Genomic DNA, 17,125 nt, shown 5'->3' on the forward strand with positions numbered 1-17,125 from the left:
GACATGAATCAGATTGTTAAATTATTCACTTGTCTGGCAGGTTTGTTGATTGTTGCGATGGAAGTATCTGCACAAGATCTCCATTTCTCACAGTTCTTTAATTCGCCATTGACAACTAACCCTGCTAATACCGGTTTTATTCCTGATGGAAATTACCGGATTGGTATTAATTACAGAGACCAATGGTCCAGTATTCCGGTGCCGTACAAAACAATGTCGGCATATGGTGATTTCCAATTATTCCGCGACCGACTCGAATACGGTTGGGTAGGGGTAGGTGGAGTGATTTTAAGAGATGTGGCGGGTGCCGGAAATCTTACTTCTACCAAGGCATATGGCTCTATTGCTTACCATCAGCTCCTCGGATTCAGTAGCTTATTATCATTAGGCTTCAATGCCGGCTCTGCGAGTAAAAGAGTGGATATGACCAAATTGCTTTTTCCGGATCAATGGAATGGAAAGTTCTTTGATTCACAGATTCCAACAGGTGAGATGATCACTCAAAGCAAAGTGAATTATTTCGATTTACAAGCAGGTATGAATTATGCCTATTTTCCTACAGATAATATCTATGTGAATGCAGGTTTTTCAGTACAACATATCAATACACCGAGAGAAACATTTTTTGATGGAAACAATACTATCCCGCGTCGGTATATCGGGTTCCTGAATGCAAGCCTGAAAGTAAGTGATAAGGTTATACTGAATCCCGGAGCATACTATGCCAAACAAGCAGGTTCCAGAGAATTTATGTTGGGCCTTAATGCCGCTTATAATCTTTCTGGCGATGGGGTGCAGCAATTGTATGGAGGGCTTTACTACAGAGCCAATGATGCTGCCATTTTCCTGGTAGGATATCAGCTCCAGCAATTCAAAATAATGTTTAACTACGATATTACTACCTCAAATTTATCAGCCGCAAATAATCGACGTGGTGCCTATGAAGTTGGACTGGTATATACCGGATTGTATCCAAATCTTTCCTTCTCGCATGCCCGACGATCTACTATTTGTCCGTCTTTTTAGGTAGCAATATGCAATAATCTTTTTCAGATCAAATATCTCTGCTGTTTATAAAAACAAATAGCAGATATTTGATCAAATTTTCCGACGATTAAACTTTAGTTTTTTCGGTAGGTTTAATAGAAATATATAGCTGAATATGAAACGTATATTGCTTAGTCTTTTGCTTTTAATGAGCGTGCATCTGCTACATGCACAATATTATAAAACTGATACAGCCAAAGGATTTGATCGTTCCCGTCTGATACTCGGAGGTTCTTTAGGGGCAGTGTTTGGAGATTATACCAACCTTGATCTTTCTCCAATAATAGGATATCGGTTCTCAGAATATATTGCCGCGGGTGTAAACGTAAATGCTCAATATGGTAGTTATAGATTGAGAGATTATTACACCGGTAACACTTCACAAAGAGATAAGTATACAATTTTTGGCGCAGGGGTTTGGGGCCGTGTATATCCACTTCCTATGCTGTTTGTGCATGTACAACCTGAATATAATTTTATTAATCAGTCTAGTACTGTTTATAATTCAGTGGGTGATAAACAAACTTTTAAATACAACTATAGTGTTCCAAGCCTGCTGGTAGGTGCTGGCTACACGCAAAGTGTTGGTGGCAGAGTAGGTATTGGCATTTCAATTCTATATGATGTAATCCAGGACGATCGTTCTCCTTATCGTAATAACATAGTATATCGTGTGGGAGCTGGTTTAGGCTTCTAGTTGCTCGCAAAGCCGTAAAGTTTAATATTAAGGCACATAAGTTTTTTTTAAGTTTTTTAAGGATTGAAGTAGAAATTATAAGATTTGCTAATTTGTTTTAATCATAGTTAAAATCAATTAGAGAGTCTTAATAATATTCACTTCAATCCTTATTTACTTAAATAAAAACTTATGTGCCTTAATATTAAACTTTGCCTCTCTGCGTGAAATATTAACCGCATGTTAAATGTTTATAAAGGCTAAACTTTATTTTACAACATTTATATCTTTGCCCTTTCAAAGATTAGAAAAATGGGAATTCAATTAGCTGTATTTGATATTGCCGGTACAACGTTGCACGATGAGTCGAACGTTGCATTAGTACTGCAGGCAGCCTTGCAATCTGAAGGGGTAAGTGTATCCTTACCTGAGGTAAATGAAGTAATGGGGTATGCTAAGCCTTATGCAATCCGTTACCTGTTACAACAACACGAACATGATGGATATACAGATAAGCGCTTCATTTCTCAGCTACACGATCGCTTTGTAACTGCAATGAAGGAGCATTATGCCACAAGCAAGGAAGTTAGAGAGAAAGCAGGTGTTTCGGCTGTTTTTCATACACTCCGCGAAAAGGGGATAAAAGTAGCACTGGATACTGGTTTCGACAGAGAAATTACCAACGTTATTCTGGAAAGGGTCGGTTGGTTGAAAAGCGGACTTATAGATGCTGTTGCTACCAGCGATGAAGTGGCCTATGGAAGGCCCTATCCATATATGATCTATAAAATCATGGAGGAGCTTCATATACGCAGCATACAGTCTGTTGCTAAAATTGGAGATACTATCAGTGATCTTGAAGAAGGAACCAATGCAGGTTGTAAATATGTTGTTGGAGTTACTTCTGGTGCATATACGAGAGAAGAACTAACCAAAGGTCCTCATACCCATTTAATAGCCTCTTTAGAAGAATTGTTACCTATTCTTTCATAATTAACTCATTATATGCAACAACAAGCAGAAGTAGCTGTAATTGGTGCCGGAATTGTAGGATTGGCCATGGCATACAACCTGGCAGCTAAAGGAAAAAAGGTAGTAGTTTTCGAACGAAATAGCAAAGCAATCAGTGCATCTATTCGCAACTTCGGATTAGTATGGCCTATCGGGCAAACTGCCGGAAAAATGTACGACAGAGCAATGAGAAGCAGAAGTACCTGGAAGAAAATTGCAGCTGAAACCGGGCTGCAATGCGAGGAAACAGGTTCCTTACATCTCGTTTATGAAGCAGATGAACTGGCAGTAATAGAAGAATTTGCAGCATCAGCATCAGATAACGGGTATAATTGTGAATTAGTATCTCCCTTAAACATTGCCAAGTATACTCAGGCTGTTAAAACCAAAGGATTGAAAGGAGCATTGTGGAGTCCTACCGAAATGACAGTAAATCCTCGTCAGGCCAGTGCTGTTATCGCTCAATATCTTCAGGAGAAAATGCAGGTAACTTTCAGATTTGGTACAGCTGTAAATAGTATAGAATATCCGTTTATAATCACTAAAGATGAAAAGTGGAAAGTAGATCAGGTATTTATATGTAGTGGTGCCGACTTCGAAACCCTTTACCCCGCTGCGTTTGCAGCTGCACCTCTTAAAAAGTGCAAGCTGCAGATGATGCGTACAGTTTCTCAACCCAACAACTGGCAATTAGGACCGGCTTTATGTGCCGGACTCACCCTCACTCACTATTCAGCCTTTGAAAGCTGCAAGGCTTTAGCTCCATTAAAAGAGAGATTTGCAGCTACTATGCCTGAATATGTAAAGTGGGGAATACATTTGTTAATATCACAAAATGGAGCCAACGAGCTAACAATAGGTGATTCACATGAATATGGCCAGGATTTCGAACCATTTGATAAGGCAGTAATCAATGATCTCATCCTGGATTATATGCACACCTTTCTCGAAGCACCTGAATATACAATTCAGGAACAATGGCATGGTATCTATCCTAAACTAACCAACGGGCAACCGGATCTTGTTTTCTCACCTGAAGAAAATGTCACGGTAGTAAACGGATTGGGAGGAGCCGGAATGACACTGGCATTCGGTCTGGCAGAGGAAGTAACGGCTGCCTATACAAGATAAATTAGGATATTGTAAGAATTATTAATAAATTCAAAGTATATACGAGACCATAACGATAGTAATAAAGCTTCTCAATACATTTTAGCATATTATTTTGGTCCATTGCCAACATTAGCAACGTTTCTGCAGCGATGTTTATTCAACGACGCTGCACGTTCATAACGTGTTAAATGGAAGGCGGGTTCCTTTATAGTTACCCGCTTTTTTGTTTAAAATGCTTTTATGCGTCTTATCTGTATCGTTTCTGTAGCGATGCAAAACCTTTATAGTTACCTGCTTTTTTTGTTTATTGCACTCTACTGTAAGCCAATTATTATAACTTACAATAGTTCTACATGGCTGCATGCCAATGGAAGTAGATAAACTAAAAAAAATCGCATGAACAGTAGTATTAAAAATCTGAAGGAAAGAGATTGGACAGAAACACGTGCTCACAGCAGTTGGCAGATCTTCAAAATAATGGCAGAGTTCGTTGATGGATTTGAAAAATTAGCTAAAATTGGTCCTTGTATCTCTATATTTGGCTCCGCACGCACAAAACCAGGTAGCAAATACTATAATTTAGCAGAGGAAATTGCTACCAAACTGGCAGATGAAGGTTTCGGAATCATCACCGGTGGTGGCCCTGGTATTATGGAAGCCTCTAATAAAGGCGCGCAAAGGGCACACGGTAAATCTGTTGGTGCCAATATCACCTTACCACATGAACAACGACCTAACGACTATATTGATCCTCAGAATAACCTGAACTTCGACTATTTCTTTGTTCGTAAAGTTATGTTCACCAAATACTCTCAGGGTTTTGTAATGATGCCAGGTGGTTTTGGAACGATGGACGAATTCTTTGAAGTAGCCACTCTTATCCAAACGCGGAAAATGGAAGAAACACCATTGGTATTAGTAGGTAGAGAGTACTGGAGCGGGTTGCTGGAATGGATCCGTAATGTAATGATGGAGAAGGAAAGCAACATCAATCCGGAAGATTTAGGGTTGCTTCAGCTCTTCGATACAGCCGACGAAGTAGTGGAATATTTCAGGGTATTCTATACAACCAACAAATTAAGACCAAACTTCTGATAACTGGCTTTAAAAGCCCGAAAGCTATCTCCCGAGCCTACAGCAAAACTACGTTATAGCCTTGTTTAGAGAATAAATACAAGAGTTCTAACGTTTATAAATATATTTGCTGCTAGCCGTTCCGGCGATAGCTTTCGTATTTTATAGCATAGCTCTTTATGCTTTCCCGCTTTATCCCTAGCTTTGCATAAATTTTTTTAATGTATGGAGCTCATACCAGCAGCAGTGGAGGCATTCTCTGAAAAGTATACCAGTTCTGAAAATGAGTTACTTTACCGTTTAAACCGGGAAACTCATTTGAAGGTTGAACAGCCGCATATGCTGAGTGGTCATGTGCAAGGCCGTTTATTAAGTATGATCAGCCATATGATCAGGCCTCAACGTATATTGGAATTGGGAACCTACACCGGGTATTCTGCTATTTGCCTGGCCGAAGGTTTAGCAGAAGGTGGTATCTTACATACGGTAGATATCGACGAAGAGCTGGAAACAATGTGTAGCAAATATTTTGAAGCCACCGGGAATGCAAACCGTATCAAAATGCATATTGGGAAAGCTGCAGATGTAATTGCATCCTTAAACGAAACATTTGACCTTGTATTTATCGATGCAGATAAATCTGGTTATGAACAATATTATGACCTGGTTTGGGATAAATTACGTACCGGTGGGATTATTCTCGCCGATAATGTACTATATCATGGCCAGGTACTGGATACTGAGGCACAACAAGGTCGCCAGGCTAAAGCAATGGTGAAATTCTGTGAGAAGGTATTGGCCGATGATCGTGCAGAACAAGTACTGCTTACCATAAGAGATGGTTTGCTGGTAATCAGGAAAAAATAATACGCCCATTAAATCCATACATACATGCAAGTAAGAAAATCCTTGTTACTGATCTGTTTTCTTATTGGCTTTGTGAACGCTTTGTTTGCGCAGAAAATTACTACGCAGCAGTACATTGCTACCTATAAAAACTTAGCCATTGAAGAAATGCGCCGTACCGGCGTTCCTGCTGCAATCAAATTAGCACAGGGAATCGTTGAAACCCAATCCGGTAATGGCACCCTGTGTTTACAATCCAATAACCACTTTGGTATTAAGTGTAAAAATACCTGGACCGGTAAAACTATCAGATATGATGATGATGCCGCTCAGGAATGCTTCAGGGTTTATGAAACAGCAAAAGAATCCTATCGCGATCATTCCGAATTCCTGAAAAGTAATCCGAGATATGCCTTTTTATTCCAATTTGATGGCGATGATTACAAATCCTGGGCTTTTGGTTTGAAACAGGCAGGATATGCTACCAACAAAACCTATCCACAGCAACTTATAAAGGTTATTGAAGATAATAATCTTCAACAATACTCCCTGATTGCAATGGGTAAAATGGCCGCCCCTCCGGATGCCTTGCCTGGTAACGATTCTTACGCTGAAGCCACTCCAAGAGATAATAAATCTACTCATAATACCAGCAATCGTAATACCTCCTCAGGTAAAACCTCTCCTACTTCTTACCCTAAAGGGATTTTTACCATCAACGGGCGTAAAGCCGTTTATGCAAAAGCAGGTAGCTCACTGATCCAGCTGGCCGACCAATACAATAAGAAGTTGCGTAAAATCGTAAAATTCAATGATTTGGATGGTGATAACTCCCTGGCTGCCGATATGATTATTTTCCTTGAAAAGAAAAGCAAGAAAGGAGCTAAAACCTATCACAGCGTGGGTAACGGAGAAACCATGCACGATGTGGCACAGGCCGAAGGAATTCAGCTAAGATGGTTACGCCGTCGTAATAAAATGCGCGAAGGTGAAGAACCGGCAAGTGGTCAGAGATTAACACTCGAAGGTTTTGCCAGCAGCGCCCCACGACTGAGTTCAAATGCCCGAATTGTGAAAGAAGAGGATAAAGAGCCGCCTTCTACTTTGTCTGAGGCATTAGGAGGAAGTTTACCGGAAGTTACCAAAACTGAAACCAAGCCACCAGTTCAGAAAACTACCAGCAGCATACCCGACGGAATGCTGGAAGATCTTAAACAGGCTGGCATGGTACCTAACTCTACTGCTTCAAAGCCATCTGCCCCCGTTGCAGCACCTCAACCGGCCCCATCAACAGCTCCAACGGTTCCGGCAGCTCCTAAACCTGTATCTCCGGGAATATCATCAAAATATCACGATGTACAACCAAAAGAAACATTATACGGGATCGCTAAAATGTATAATAAATCTGTAACACAGTTACAGGAATGGAATAATCTTCAGAACTTTGACATCAAAATCGGACAACGTCTGGTGGTCAGTAAATAAGCGATCATTTGTTCGCTGTAATTGTTAATAAAGGAAATGTAGAAGTATTATGTCAGTGATTCAGGTGCATGACAAGCAGTTTCAACCCTATATCAGTGCTGAAGAATTAACACAGCGCATCAAGGAGATGGCTGAGCAGATCAGCAAGGATCTGGATGGAGAACGTCCGTTATTTATTGCCATTCTGAATGGCTCATTTATGTTTGCAGCCGAAATATTTAAACATATTTCAATTGAGGCAGAGATATCTTTCGTTAAACTGGTATCTTACAAAGGCACAAAATCTACCGGTAATGTAATTACCGCTATTGGATTAGATGAAGATCTCTATGGTCGTACAGTGGTGATCCTGGAAGATATAATCGATTCAGGAAAGACTTTAAGCATGTTCCTTCCACAACTGGAGCATCAGCAACCTAAAAAATTAATGGTTACTTCCTTATTAACCAAACCAGATGCTATTACCCATCCTATTAAAATAGATTATTTAGGATTCTCCGTTCCAAATAAGTTCTTACTCGGTTATGGATTAGATTATGATGGCCTCGGACGAAATCTGCCTGAAATATACCAGTTGGTAGAGTAGTTTTTTCTCGCAAAGCAGCAAAGGGAGCAAAGTTGTAAAGGAAAAGATCCTTAAACACCTTTGCTCCCTTTGCTGCTTTGCGAGAAAAATAGTAACTTAATATATGCGATTTTTATTCTTCCTTCTACTGATCGCAGGTGGAAACGTAACAGCACAAACTGTATGGATTGCAGGTGCTGTGGAAGATAGTATAACACATCGCCCGATTGCCGGAGTCACAATTCGGGTAGTAAATGATTCTGCGACTACAGTAACTAACAATTTCGGGCTTTTTGGAATAACGATTCGTCAGGCTACTACTGTTACTTTAATATTAACACATCAACATTATCAACCAAAACAAATAACAGTAAAAGCATCTGAAAAGCCGCTGATTCCACTATCCTTAAATCAGAATTATGATCTTGTAAAGCTTGCAAAAGCCAAAGCAAGAATATTACAGAGTAGTAATCCTTACTATGGCAATAATGCCATGGGTACCCGTTCTTTCTATAATGAAACCTATGGAACTATTTTTGAAAATCCCTTTGTAAAAACTGCTCAACATCCGGCATCTATTTTTGCAGTAGATGTAGACAGAGCTGCATATAGTAATGTAAGACGCTTTCTGAAACAGAAAGAGCCTGTTCCTGCTGATGCAGTAAGGATAGAAGAAATGATTAATTATTTCCATTATAAATATCCCGCTCCTCCCGATAATCAGCCTTTAGGTATTAGTAGCTGGTATACCGATTGCCCCTGGGCAAACGGGCATCAATTACTTGAAATTGCCATTAATGCAAGAACATTGGATGTAACACAGTTGCCACCGTGTAATCTGGTGTTTCTTATAGATGTTTCAGGATCAATGGGAGCACCAGCTAAGCTATCATTATTACAGGCAGCATTCAGAATATTAACCAATAATCTCCGACCCGTAGATAAAGTAGCAATTGTTACCTATGCCGGAAAGCCCGGATTAGTATTGGCATCTACACCCGGAGACAAGAAAGAGAAGATTTTGAATGCAATAGATAACCTTCATGCCGGTGGTTCTACGGCCGGAGAAGCTGCTATCAAAATGGCTTATAAAATAGCTACAGAGCAATTTATTACTGAAGGAAACAACAGAGTGATACTCGCTACTGATGGAGATTTTAATGTAGGACAATCTAGTGATGAGGAAATGGAACAGCTGATCACAGAGCAGAAAGAAAGTGGTGTATTGCTTACCTGTCTGGGTTTTGGAATGAGAAACTATAAAGATTCGAAACTGCAAAGTCTCTCCAGGAAAGGGAATGGAAACTTTGCGTATATAGACGATCTGGAGGAAGCAAGCAAGATTTTTGCACATGAATTTGGCAGTACATTGTTTACAGTGGCAAGAGATGTGCAGGCTACTTTAATGTTTAATAAAGAGAGCGTAAAGTCGTATAGGCTTATAGGTTATGAGAATAAAATTTTGCCTGCTGATAGCACTATCAGAAAAGAATATGATGGCGGAATCATTGGTAGTGGCCATTGTGCTGTGGCGATGTACGAAATTATCCCCGCTGCAATGAGTGGTAATTCATCATTAGGAAGTTTAAGTATAGCATACAGATTACCAGGTGATACAACAGTTTACAAACTAACCTCAGTAATTCAGGGAACTACACACTCATTTGATGCATCGTCAGATGACCATCGTTTTGCAGCAGCTGTTGCGCTTTTCGGCATGCTGCTACGGCAATCTGTCTATCTTGGAGAAGGTGATTTGCAACTTGTACAGCAAATCGCAGAACGATCTATTGGCGAGGATCCGGGAGGATACCGACAAGAATTTCTGAAGCTTTTGAAACTGGTAAAGCGAAAGAAGTAATCTATTTAATCAGCTTATAGCATTTTCGGATGAGCTTTTGCTGAAAGTCGAATGGCAATGTTTGGGCTGTAATATCCTTTATGCTACTGGCTTCTATATTTTCTGAATCAAGTACAAATCGTCTGTAATTATTACTAAAATATACTATTCCATCTTTTTTGGTAGCCATCAATACTTTATTGAGAAGAGTTACATGATCTCTTTGTATATCCAGGAAATCCTTCATTCTCTTACTATTGGAAAAGGTAGGAGGGTCCATGATTACCAGATCATAGGTATTGATCTTTAGATTATCCAGGTATTGTAAAACATCTGCATGCTCAAAAGTATACTGTGGGCCGTTAAAGCCATTCAATTGCATATTTTCTTCAGCCCAGGAGAGATAGGTTTTAGAGAGGTCTACACTAGTAACAGATGCCGCGCCACCAGCGGCAGCATATACAGAAAATGAGCCGGTGTAACAGAAAAGATTCAGTACTTTTTTGTCTTTAGCTTCACTTCTTACCATATCTCTGGTGATACGGTGATCCAGAAACAGGCCGGTATCCAGGTAGTCGGAGAGGTTTACCTTAAATTTTAATCCACCTTCATTTGCGGTGAGAATATGGCTTTCCTGGCTCAGCTTTTCATACTGACTTTGTCGGTTTTCTTTTCTTTGCCGTTGTTTTACCCAGATTTTTGAAGGAGAGATATCGAGTACTTTGCTGATTAGTTCCAGGCAGTTATCTAACCAAGCTTCATGGGCGTCTTCGTCCATGGTGTGTTTACGGCTATATTCAGCGATATAGGCATAATCTTCATAAATCTCTATGCTAAATGGGAATTCGGGAATATCGTCGTCATACACCCTGTAGCAGGTGATGTTTTGACGGCGGGCAGATTTAGAAATATGTCGGAAAACTTTCGTTAACCTATTCTCGAACATTTGCAATTTAGCATCCATGAAATTGTGTTTTTTCTCGCAAAGGCGCAAAGATTAATATTAAGGCGCAAAGGATTTTTTTTAAGATTTTTAAGAAATTGGAAATGTTTTAGGAATCGCGATTGTTATAAGAACTACTAATTGGTTTCACTTTAGATAGAGACCAATTGGAGGTTCTTAAAACATTTGCTCCGATCCTTAATAATCTTAAAAAAAATCCTTTGCGCCTTAATATTAATCTTTGCGCCTTTGCGAGAAATATTTAGCTGAAAATATCTCTTACTTTTTCGAAGAACCCTTTCTCTGTTTTTTCAGGATTAGGTTTGAAGTTTTCGGAAGATTGCAATTTATCTAACATTGTTTTTTCTTCCGAAGAGAGGTTTTGTGGTGTCCATACATTCACCTGAATGAGTTGATCACCTTTTTCGTAAGAGTTTACGGAAGGGAATCCTTTACCTTTCAGTCGGAATATTTTACCACTTTGAGTACCTGCAGGTATTTTAATTTTAGCTTTACCGTCTATAGTTGGAACTTCAACAGAAGTGCCGTATACCGCATCCGGGAAGGAGATATAAAGGTCGTAGGCAACATTTAATCCATCTCTTTGTAATTCAGGATGTGGTTCTTCTTCTATCAGGATTAGCAAGTCACCGGGAGCGCCGCCTCTTTCGCCGGCATTACCTTTACCGCTCATGCTGAGTTGCATACCTTCCTGAACACCAGCCGGGATATCGATGCTTACCATTTCTTCACCATACATCCGTCCTTCACCTTTACAGTGGGTACATTTGCTGGTAATGATCTGGCCTTCACCCTGACAGGTAGGGCAGGTGGTTACGGTTTGCATCTGACCGAGGAAGGTCTGTGTTACTTTTCTAACCTGGCCTGAACCGCCGCATGTGTTACAGGTTTGGAAAGCATTTTTATCTTTAGCTCCTAAGCCGCCGCAATGTTGACAAGGAACGTATTTTTTTACTTTGATTTTTTTATTGGCGCCTTTAGCTATTTCTTCATAGGTGAGGCGAATTTTTACGCGGAGGTTTGATCCGCGGGTACCACGCCCCCGGCGATTTCCACCACGGCCACCGCCGCCGCCGAAGAAGCTTCCGAAGATATCATCGTTGCCGAAAATATCTCCGAAATTGGAGAAGATATCGTCCATGTTCATGCCACCACCAAATCCTCCACGGTTGCCATTCATACCAGCATGCCCAAAGCGGTCGTATTGCGCTCTTTTATCAGGATCGCTCAATACTTCGTATGCTTCTGCAGCCTCTTTGAATTTTTCTTCCGCCTCTTTATTGTTTGGGTTGCGGTCGGGGTGAAATTGCATAGCTACTTTGCGGTAAGCCTTTTTTATTTCATCCTGGGAGGCAGATTTGGCAACAACCAGTATTTCGTAATAATCTCGCTTGGTAGACATTATAAAAATCACTTAATGCTGGTGCGAGGCACCAGCTTTTAACTGTAAAAAATATTGTTATACGTCGGCTTTAGGCACAGGCAATAAAATATGGAGGTTATGCCACATCGTCACTTTATTTGCCTACAATTACCTTTGCATGACGGATTAATTTGTCATTCAGGTAATATCCTGGTTGCAATACGTCCACTACTTTGCCGGATTGTTCCGGGGTTGGAGCAGGAATTTCGGTAATTGCATCGTGCAGATCCGGGTCAAAAGGAGTGTCTATACTCTCCATTGGCTTAAGCCCTTTGGCTTGCAAGGTGTTTTTTAGCTTGTTAAATACTAATTTAACACCATCTTTAACTGCTTCAACATCAGTTGTATTTTCCAGTTGCTTAATAGCCCTATCGCTATCATCTAAAACATCGAGCAAAGATACGATAACTTCCTTACCTGCGGTTTGCAGCAGTTCCATCTTTTCTTTTGCTGTACGTTTTCTATAATTATCGAATTCAGCCTGCAATCTCAGATATTTATCACGCAACTCACTTATTTCCTGTTCCTTCTTTTCCAGCTCGCTTTCACCTGAATTATTGCTCATGTTTTCTTCGGGCATGCTGTTTTCGTTTTCACTGTCGGTAGCCTGACCGTTTGTCTGCATGTCTTTTTCGTTTTCTGCCATAATAAGTAATAATTGTCTGCATACCATTTCAGTCAATTTCTTTGCCAATAGGGAATTTGCCGACAAAAAGGCAGAATTTTTAAGTAGTTCAGTCAGCTGTTCTTTTATAAATTCAAAAATCCCAAAATAAAGTGGGAACTTTGCCGCTTCGAATTATAGTCAATGACGAAAGTTTTTTTAAAGAAACAAATAAAAAGCAGGGTGCTGCTAGGCCACCCCTGGGTTTTTGGTAATGAAGTAGCCGAAATCAAAGGTGACGTAACCCCTGGAGATATAGTGGAGGTATTTACTCATAAAGGCACCTTTGTGGGTAGAGGATATATAAACCCGCAATCTCAAATCCTGGTGCGCATTCTGACCCGCGACAGGAATGAAGTAATAAACGATGAATTCTTTTATCAACGTATTCTGAAATGCTGGCAGTATCGCCAAAAGATAGGATATGTGGAAAACTGCCGCTTGGTTTTTGGAGAAGCAGATGATTTACCGGCTTTGGTAATTGATAAGTTCAACGATTACCTGGTGTTGCAAACCCTTGCATTGGGCATTGAAAGATGGAAACCGGCCATTGTTGCGGCACTGAATCGTATTTTCCAACCTAAAGGAATATACGAAAGAAATGATGTGCCAGTACGCGAATTAGAGGGAATGAGCCAGCAAAAAGGGTTTTTAAGCGCTCCTTTCGATACAAATATCATCATTAATGAAAATGGTTTAAAATTTCATGTAGATATAGTAAACGGACAAAAAACCGGCTACTTCCTGGATCAACAGGATAATCGCAGAGAAATTAAGAACATCGTTAAAGGTGCAGATGTAGTAGAAGCTTTCTGCTATACCGGTACTTTCTCCTGCCATGCTGGTTACTATGGCGCTAAAAGCGTGTTGGGATTAGATATTTCTGAAACTGCCATTCAAACTGCCAGAAAAAATGCAACATTAAATGGACTCGACGATATCTGTAAGTTTGAAGCATTGAATGCATTCGATCAATTAAAGCAATGGACTAAAGAAGACAAAAAATTTGACGTTGTAATGCTTGATCCTCCTGCTTTCACAAAGAGCCGTGAGAACATTCAAAAAGCTGTGACAGGATATAAGGAGATTAATTTGCGAGGAATGAAATTACTGAAACCGGGAGGTTTTCTGGTAACAGCATCCTGTACTAATCTTGTATCACCAGACCTGTTTTTACAGACCGTTGATGCAGCCGCACGTGACGCCAGGAAAAGATTGAAACAGGTTACTTTCCAGGCCCAGGCCCAGGATCACCCAATTCTTCGAAACGTTGATAATACAACGTATCTGAAGTTTCTAATAGTAGAAGTATCTTAAAAAATAGTAGATAAGCATCTAAAAAAAAGTCTCCCTTTCTAAGGGAGATTTTTTTTACATTTATAGCTAGTGTTAACCACATTTCTCACAATTCAAATTTAACCTATACCAATTTATCATGAAAAGAATTTTTCTATTACTTCTAATTGGAGTAGCAGCATTACACGCAAAGGCACAAAATAATTTCCCGGATTCTGGAAATGTATTAATAGGCACACGTACATCTGCTGGAGCTTTAACTGTTAATGGTTCAATAGCTATCTGGTCTTTAGTCGGTTCGGGAAATCCTCGTCCTGCAATTACTGCAGGTACAGCCAGAGGAGAGATTAGAGCAATGAGTCCTAACAGAGCGGATTTAGATGATGGATTTTTTAGATTAAGTGCAGGAGGAGGTTCAAATGCCTCAGCAAAAACCTATATTGATATTTCGGGATATTCAACAACTCCGGATATGGATCGTAATATAGTATTTGGAACATTGGGAACAGAAAGAATCAGGATACTTTCGAATGGAAACGTTGGTATTGGAACCAGTACACCAAATGTTAAACTAGCCGTAAATGGTGATATAAAGGCAAAAAGGCTCAGAGTCACAGCTACGGAATGGCCAGACTATGTTTTTGGTAAAGATTATCAGTTGATGGATATCCTGGAAGTAGCAGCGTTTATTGAAAAGAATAAACACTTACCGGAAGTACCATCGGAAACGGATATACGAAAAACTGAAGAGGTTGATTTAGGAGATATGAATAAAATTTTATTAAAGAAAATAGAAGAACTAACACTCTATATCATAGAGCTAAAGAAAGAAAACCTCTCAATGATAGAACGGCTGGATCGCAATAATATCAAGTGATTCAGCTTGTAACCAATTTTCTCATTTTTATAGTATTAAAAAATTTCTATGTTCAGGATTCATCATTGAATATGTTTTTCAGAATAAATTCGCTCTGTTAATCACGAATTTTATTACCATAAAAAATTATTTTATGTCAGAAGATCAGTTCAAAATGATTTCGGTATTGATGGAAACCGTAGCCACTAAAATGAGCGGATTTGAAGAGAGGTTTGACAAAATGGATGCGAGGTTTGATAGAATGGATGCGAGACTTGATAGAATGGATGAGAGATTTGATAAAATGGATGAGAGATTTGATAAAATGGATGCGAGGTTTGATAGAATGGATGCGAGGTTTGATAGAATGGATGCGAGGTTTGATAGAATGGATGAGAGATTTGATAAAATGGATGAGAGAATTGATAAAATAGATGATAGATTATCAGTCTTAGAATCAGAGGTTGGATTAGTTAAGTATGGATTAAATAGTGTAGAATCTCGATTGTATAAAGTAGAGTCACGACTGGGTAATGTAGATTCACGACTAGGCAATGTTGAACTAGGTTTGGTTGATATAAGAACCTGGATTGACAACAAAGAAATGTTAAATTAATCATCTAAATCCCAAAAAGGCGAAGGGCTTAAGTATTACAACTTAAGCCCTTCACCTTTTATATAAGTTACTTTATTTTATCACATTAAACTTCCCCGATTCAATCAGATTCCCTCGCTGATCGCGCAGCTGGAAAATATACAGGCCATTGTAATAGTTATCCAGACTTACAGTTGTTCTATTACTAATGCCTTTCAACTGCTCAATTTTCTTTCCCAGAAAATTATATACAATAAGATCGTACAAACGATCGTTATTATGCTGTTGAATTTCGAAATTGATAATCGTGGTAGCGGGGTTGGGATATAACTTCACAATCTTACTACCCCCATCCGTATTAGGTTGGGTTTTATCGCTTTGAGCCTTGCCAATAAATGACGTCAGGCTAAAAACCATTATGAGAAGTAGGGTAGAGGTTTTCCACATAGTACTATAAAAATAAAATTTTATTCAAATATATCCTAATTTTCGTTTGATAATTTCCTCCCATCTAAGGACATTGCACACCTTGTAAAAATAACAAACGGCAGGCCATTTTGTTAATCTCTCGTTATTTTTTATGTTAAATTTAACGCTTGAAAAGATTTTTCGTTACATATTGAAAATCAAGTAGTTAAAAACGCGGACAGTTCACACTCTCCAAAGTCGAGTTCCTACTATTCAAAAATCCTTTGAAAACCAATGATATTTCAAACCCTCCAAAGCTCTGACTCGCCGTTTTTAGCTGGGAAATATTCGTATCATAACTCATAGCAATCTCATACTTGTCCATATCCAACTTAACAGTAGGTATAATTGCGTCATTCCATCTCAGAAAAATACCCCCATAAATCGCTCTTGTGGATTCTAATCCACGATCCATCAACCCATATCCAATTAATGCCCCACCAATAAACTCAGAATAAGTACCCTGATGTAATTGATTGTACTGGGCAATTACCTTTACCCGCTCTTCTACAGGTATCGTAATCCCCGCATTAAAGGTAATCTTTGGGTTTAACTCAATGTTTTTATCATTATAAAAGGAAATCTTAGGGCGGTTAAAGTGAAAATATCCGGCTCCAATAAAGTAATTTACATCTTCCCCAATTACACTATTATAACTTAATCCAACTCCGGCATCAAGATAAGAATAGCCTTTGAGAGCTAATTTACCTTCCTCTCCCGTAGCGGCAGCAGCATCAAACCGCCCGCCCGTATACTGGTTGTTGAATGTCATCCGGGTAAGATCAAACTGCCGTTGTACCAATCCTCCCATAAAACCAAGCGATAGGAAACTGCTCTTATCCTCATTTAAGGATTTATGATAGTTCAGTGCCGGCAATACCTGGGTAGCCTGCAATTTTGAAGTACCCGCTCTGTCGTAGGTAAATTGCAATCCTGCTGTCAGGTAATCATTTCCCCTGCCTATCGGAAATTTGATTTCTCCGCTCAAGGTACCTGTCTGGTAAGGTACTGTTACGCTGTTCCATTGATTTCTGTAAACAGCCTGTACACGCACATCTCCATTAAATATACCTATCAGCGCCGGGTTTCTTAAAATCGGCGTTTCGTAGAATTGAGATAAATGTATATCCTGGGCATACAAAGACTTTACACCTAAAAGGCAGGCAATCAGTAGTATCCGGCATATGGTTTTCATGTTATCC

17 protein-coding genes are annotated in these 17,125 nt (G+C 39.5%); 12 read left to right on the top strand and 5 right to left on the bottom strand.

The features are described from left to right. Window positions 1-3 precede the first annotated feature (3 nt). From DVR12_RS05200 to DVR12_RS05240, 9 genes are all read left to right on the top strand, one after another. Window positions 4-1,026, top strand: a complete 1,023-nt coding sequence (locus tag DVR12_RS05200; RefSeq protein ID WP_116974412.1) for a PorP/SprF family type IX secretion system membrane protein — start codon at window positions 4-6, stop codon at window positions 1,024-1,026. A gap of 136 nt (window positions 1,027-1,162) precedes the next feature. Beyond that, window positions 1,163-1,744, top strand: a complete 582-nt coding sequence (locus DVR12_RS05205; RefSeq protein ID WP_147323412.1) for a hypothetical protein — start codon at window positions 1,163-1,165, stop codon at window positions 1,742-1,744. 291 nt (window positions 1,745-2,035) lie between these two features. Continuing rightward, window positions 2,036-2,716 carry an HAD hydrolase-like protein gene (locus DVR12_RS05210; RefSeq protein WP_116974414.1) on the top strand — a complete coding sequence of 227 codons (681 nt, stop codon included), beginning with the start codon at window positions 2,036-2,038 and terminating at the stop codon, window positions 2,714-2,716. A gap of 12 nt (window positions 2,717-2,728) precedes the next feature. Continuing rightward, the gene (locus DVR12_RS05215; protein WP_116974415.1) at window positions 2,729-3,865 is read left to right on the top strand and encodes a TIGR03364 family FAD-dependent oxidoreductase; all 1,137 of its coding nucleotides are present in this window, start codon (window positions 2,729-2,731) and stop codon (window positions 3,863-3,865) included. A 378-nt stretch (window positions 3,866-4,243) separates the two neighbouring features. After that, the gene (locus DVR12_RS05220) at window positions 4,244-4,942 is read left to right on the top strand and encodes an LOG family protein (protein WP_116974416.1); all 699 of its coding nucleotides are present in this window, start codon (window positions 4,244-4,246) and stop codon (window positions 4,940-4,942) included. A gap of 204 nt (window positions 4,943-5,146) precedes the next feature. Next, entirely contained in the window at window positions 5,147-5,788 is a 642-nt protein-coding gene (locus DVR12_RS05225) for an O-methyltransferase (RefSeq protein WP_116974417.1), read from the top strand. Window positions 5,789-5,812: 24 nt separating this feature from the next. Beyond that, on the top strand, window positions 5,813-7,252 hold the full coding sequence (locus DVR12_RS05230) for a glucosaminidase domain-containing protein (protein WP_116974418.1): 1,440 nt from the start codon (window positions 5,813-5,815) through the stop codon (window positions 7,250-7,252). 49 nt (window positions 7,253-7,301) lie between these two features. After that, on the top strand, window positions 7,302-7,838 hold the full coding sequence (gene hpt, locus DVR12_RS05235; RefSeq protein WP_116974419.1) for a hypoxanthine phosphoribosyltransferase: 537 nt from the start codon (window positions 7,302-7,304) through the stop codon (window positions 7,836-7,838). A 103-nt stretch (window positions 7,839-7,941) separates the two neighbouring features. Next, a complete protein-coding gene (locus tag DVR12_RS05240; protein ID WP_116974420.1) occupies window positions 7,942-9,678 on the top strand; it encodes a YfbK domain-containing protein in 1,737 nt (578 codons plus the stop codon). 1 nt (window position 9,679) lies between these two features. Here the strand turns inward: DVR12_RS05240 and DVR12_RS05245 are convergent, their stop codons facing one another. From DVR12_RS05245 to DVR12_RS05255, 3 genes are all read right to left on the bottom strand, one after another. After that, on the bottom strand, window positions 9,680-10,621 hold the full coding sequence (locus tag DVR12_RS05245) for a class I SAM-dependent methyltransferase (protein WP_233522134.1): 942 nt from the start codon (window positions 10,619-10,621) through the stop codon (window positions 9,680-9,682). Window positions 10,622-10,862: 241 nt separating this feature from the next. Beyond that, window positions 10,863-12,023, bottom strand: coding sequence for a molecular chaperone DnaJ (dnaJ, locus tag DVR12_RS05250; RefSeq protein ID WP_116974421.1), 1,161 nt, complete (start codon window positions 12,021-12,023; stop codon window positions 10,863-10,865). A gap of 115 nt (window positions 12,024-12,138) precedes the next feature. Next, window positions 12,139-12,690: a nucleotide exchange factor GrpE gene (locus tag DVR12_RS05255; protein ID WP_233522135.1), complete on the bottom strand. Its 552-nt coding sequence runs from the start codon at window positions 12,688-12,690 to the stop codon at window positions 12,139-12,141. 162 nt (window positions 12,691-12,852) lie between these two features. On the opposite strand from DVR12_RS05255, the gene DVR12_RS05260 reads away from it, so the two are divergent. The 3 genes from DVR12_RS05260 to DVR12_RS05270 all read left to right on the top strand — a co-directional run bounded on the left by DVR12_RS05260 (window position 12,853) and on the right by DVR12_RS05270 (window position 15,476). Beyond that, entirely contained in the window at window positions 12,853-14,025 is a 1,173-nt protein-coding gene (locus DVR12_RS05260; protein ID WP_116974422.1) for a class I SAM-dependent rRNA methyltransferase, read from the top strand. Between the two features lie 118 nt (window positions 14,026-14,143). Next, window positions 14,144-14,881, top strand: a complete 738-nt coding sequence (locus DVR12_RS05265; protein ID WP_116974423.1) for a hypothetical protein — start codon at window positions 14,144-14,146, stop codon at window positions 14,879-14,881. Window positions 14,882-15,014: 133 nt separating this feature from the next. Further along, window positions 15,015-15,476, top strand: a complete 462-nt coding sequence (locus tag DVR12_RS05270; RefSeq protein ID WP_116974424.1) for a response regulator — start codon at window positions 15,015-15,017, stop codon at window positions 15,474-15,476. A gap of 72 nt (window positions 15,477-15,548) precedes the next feature. Here the strand turns inward: DVR12_RS05270 and DVR12_RS05275 are convergent, their stop codons facing one another. Next, complete coding sequence (locus tag DVR12_RS05275; RefSeq protein ID WP_116974425.1) at window positions 15,549-15,902, bottom strand: T9SS type A sorting domain-containing protein; 354 nt, start codon at window positions 15,900-15,902, stop codon at window positions 15,549-15,551. Between the two features lie 187 nt (window positions 15,903-16,089). After that, window positions 16,090-17,118, bottom strand: coding sequence for a PorP/SprF family type IX secretion system membrane protein (locus DVR12_RS05280; protein ID WP_116974426.1), 1,029 nt, complete (start codon window positions 17,116-17,118; stop codon window positions 16,090-16,092). Window positions 17,119-17,125: the final 7 nt, after the last annotated feature.

It is taken from the genome of Chitinophaga silvatica (genome assembly GCF_003419895.1).
Lineage (GTDB): Bacteria > Bacteroidota > Bacteroidia > Chitinophagales > Chitinophagaceae > Chitinophaga > Chitinophaga silvatica.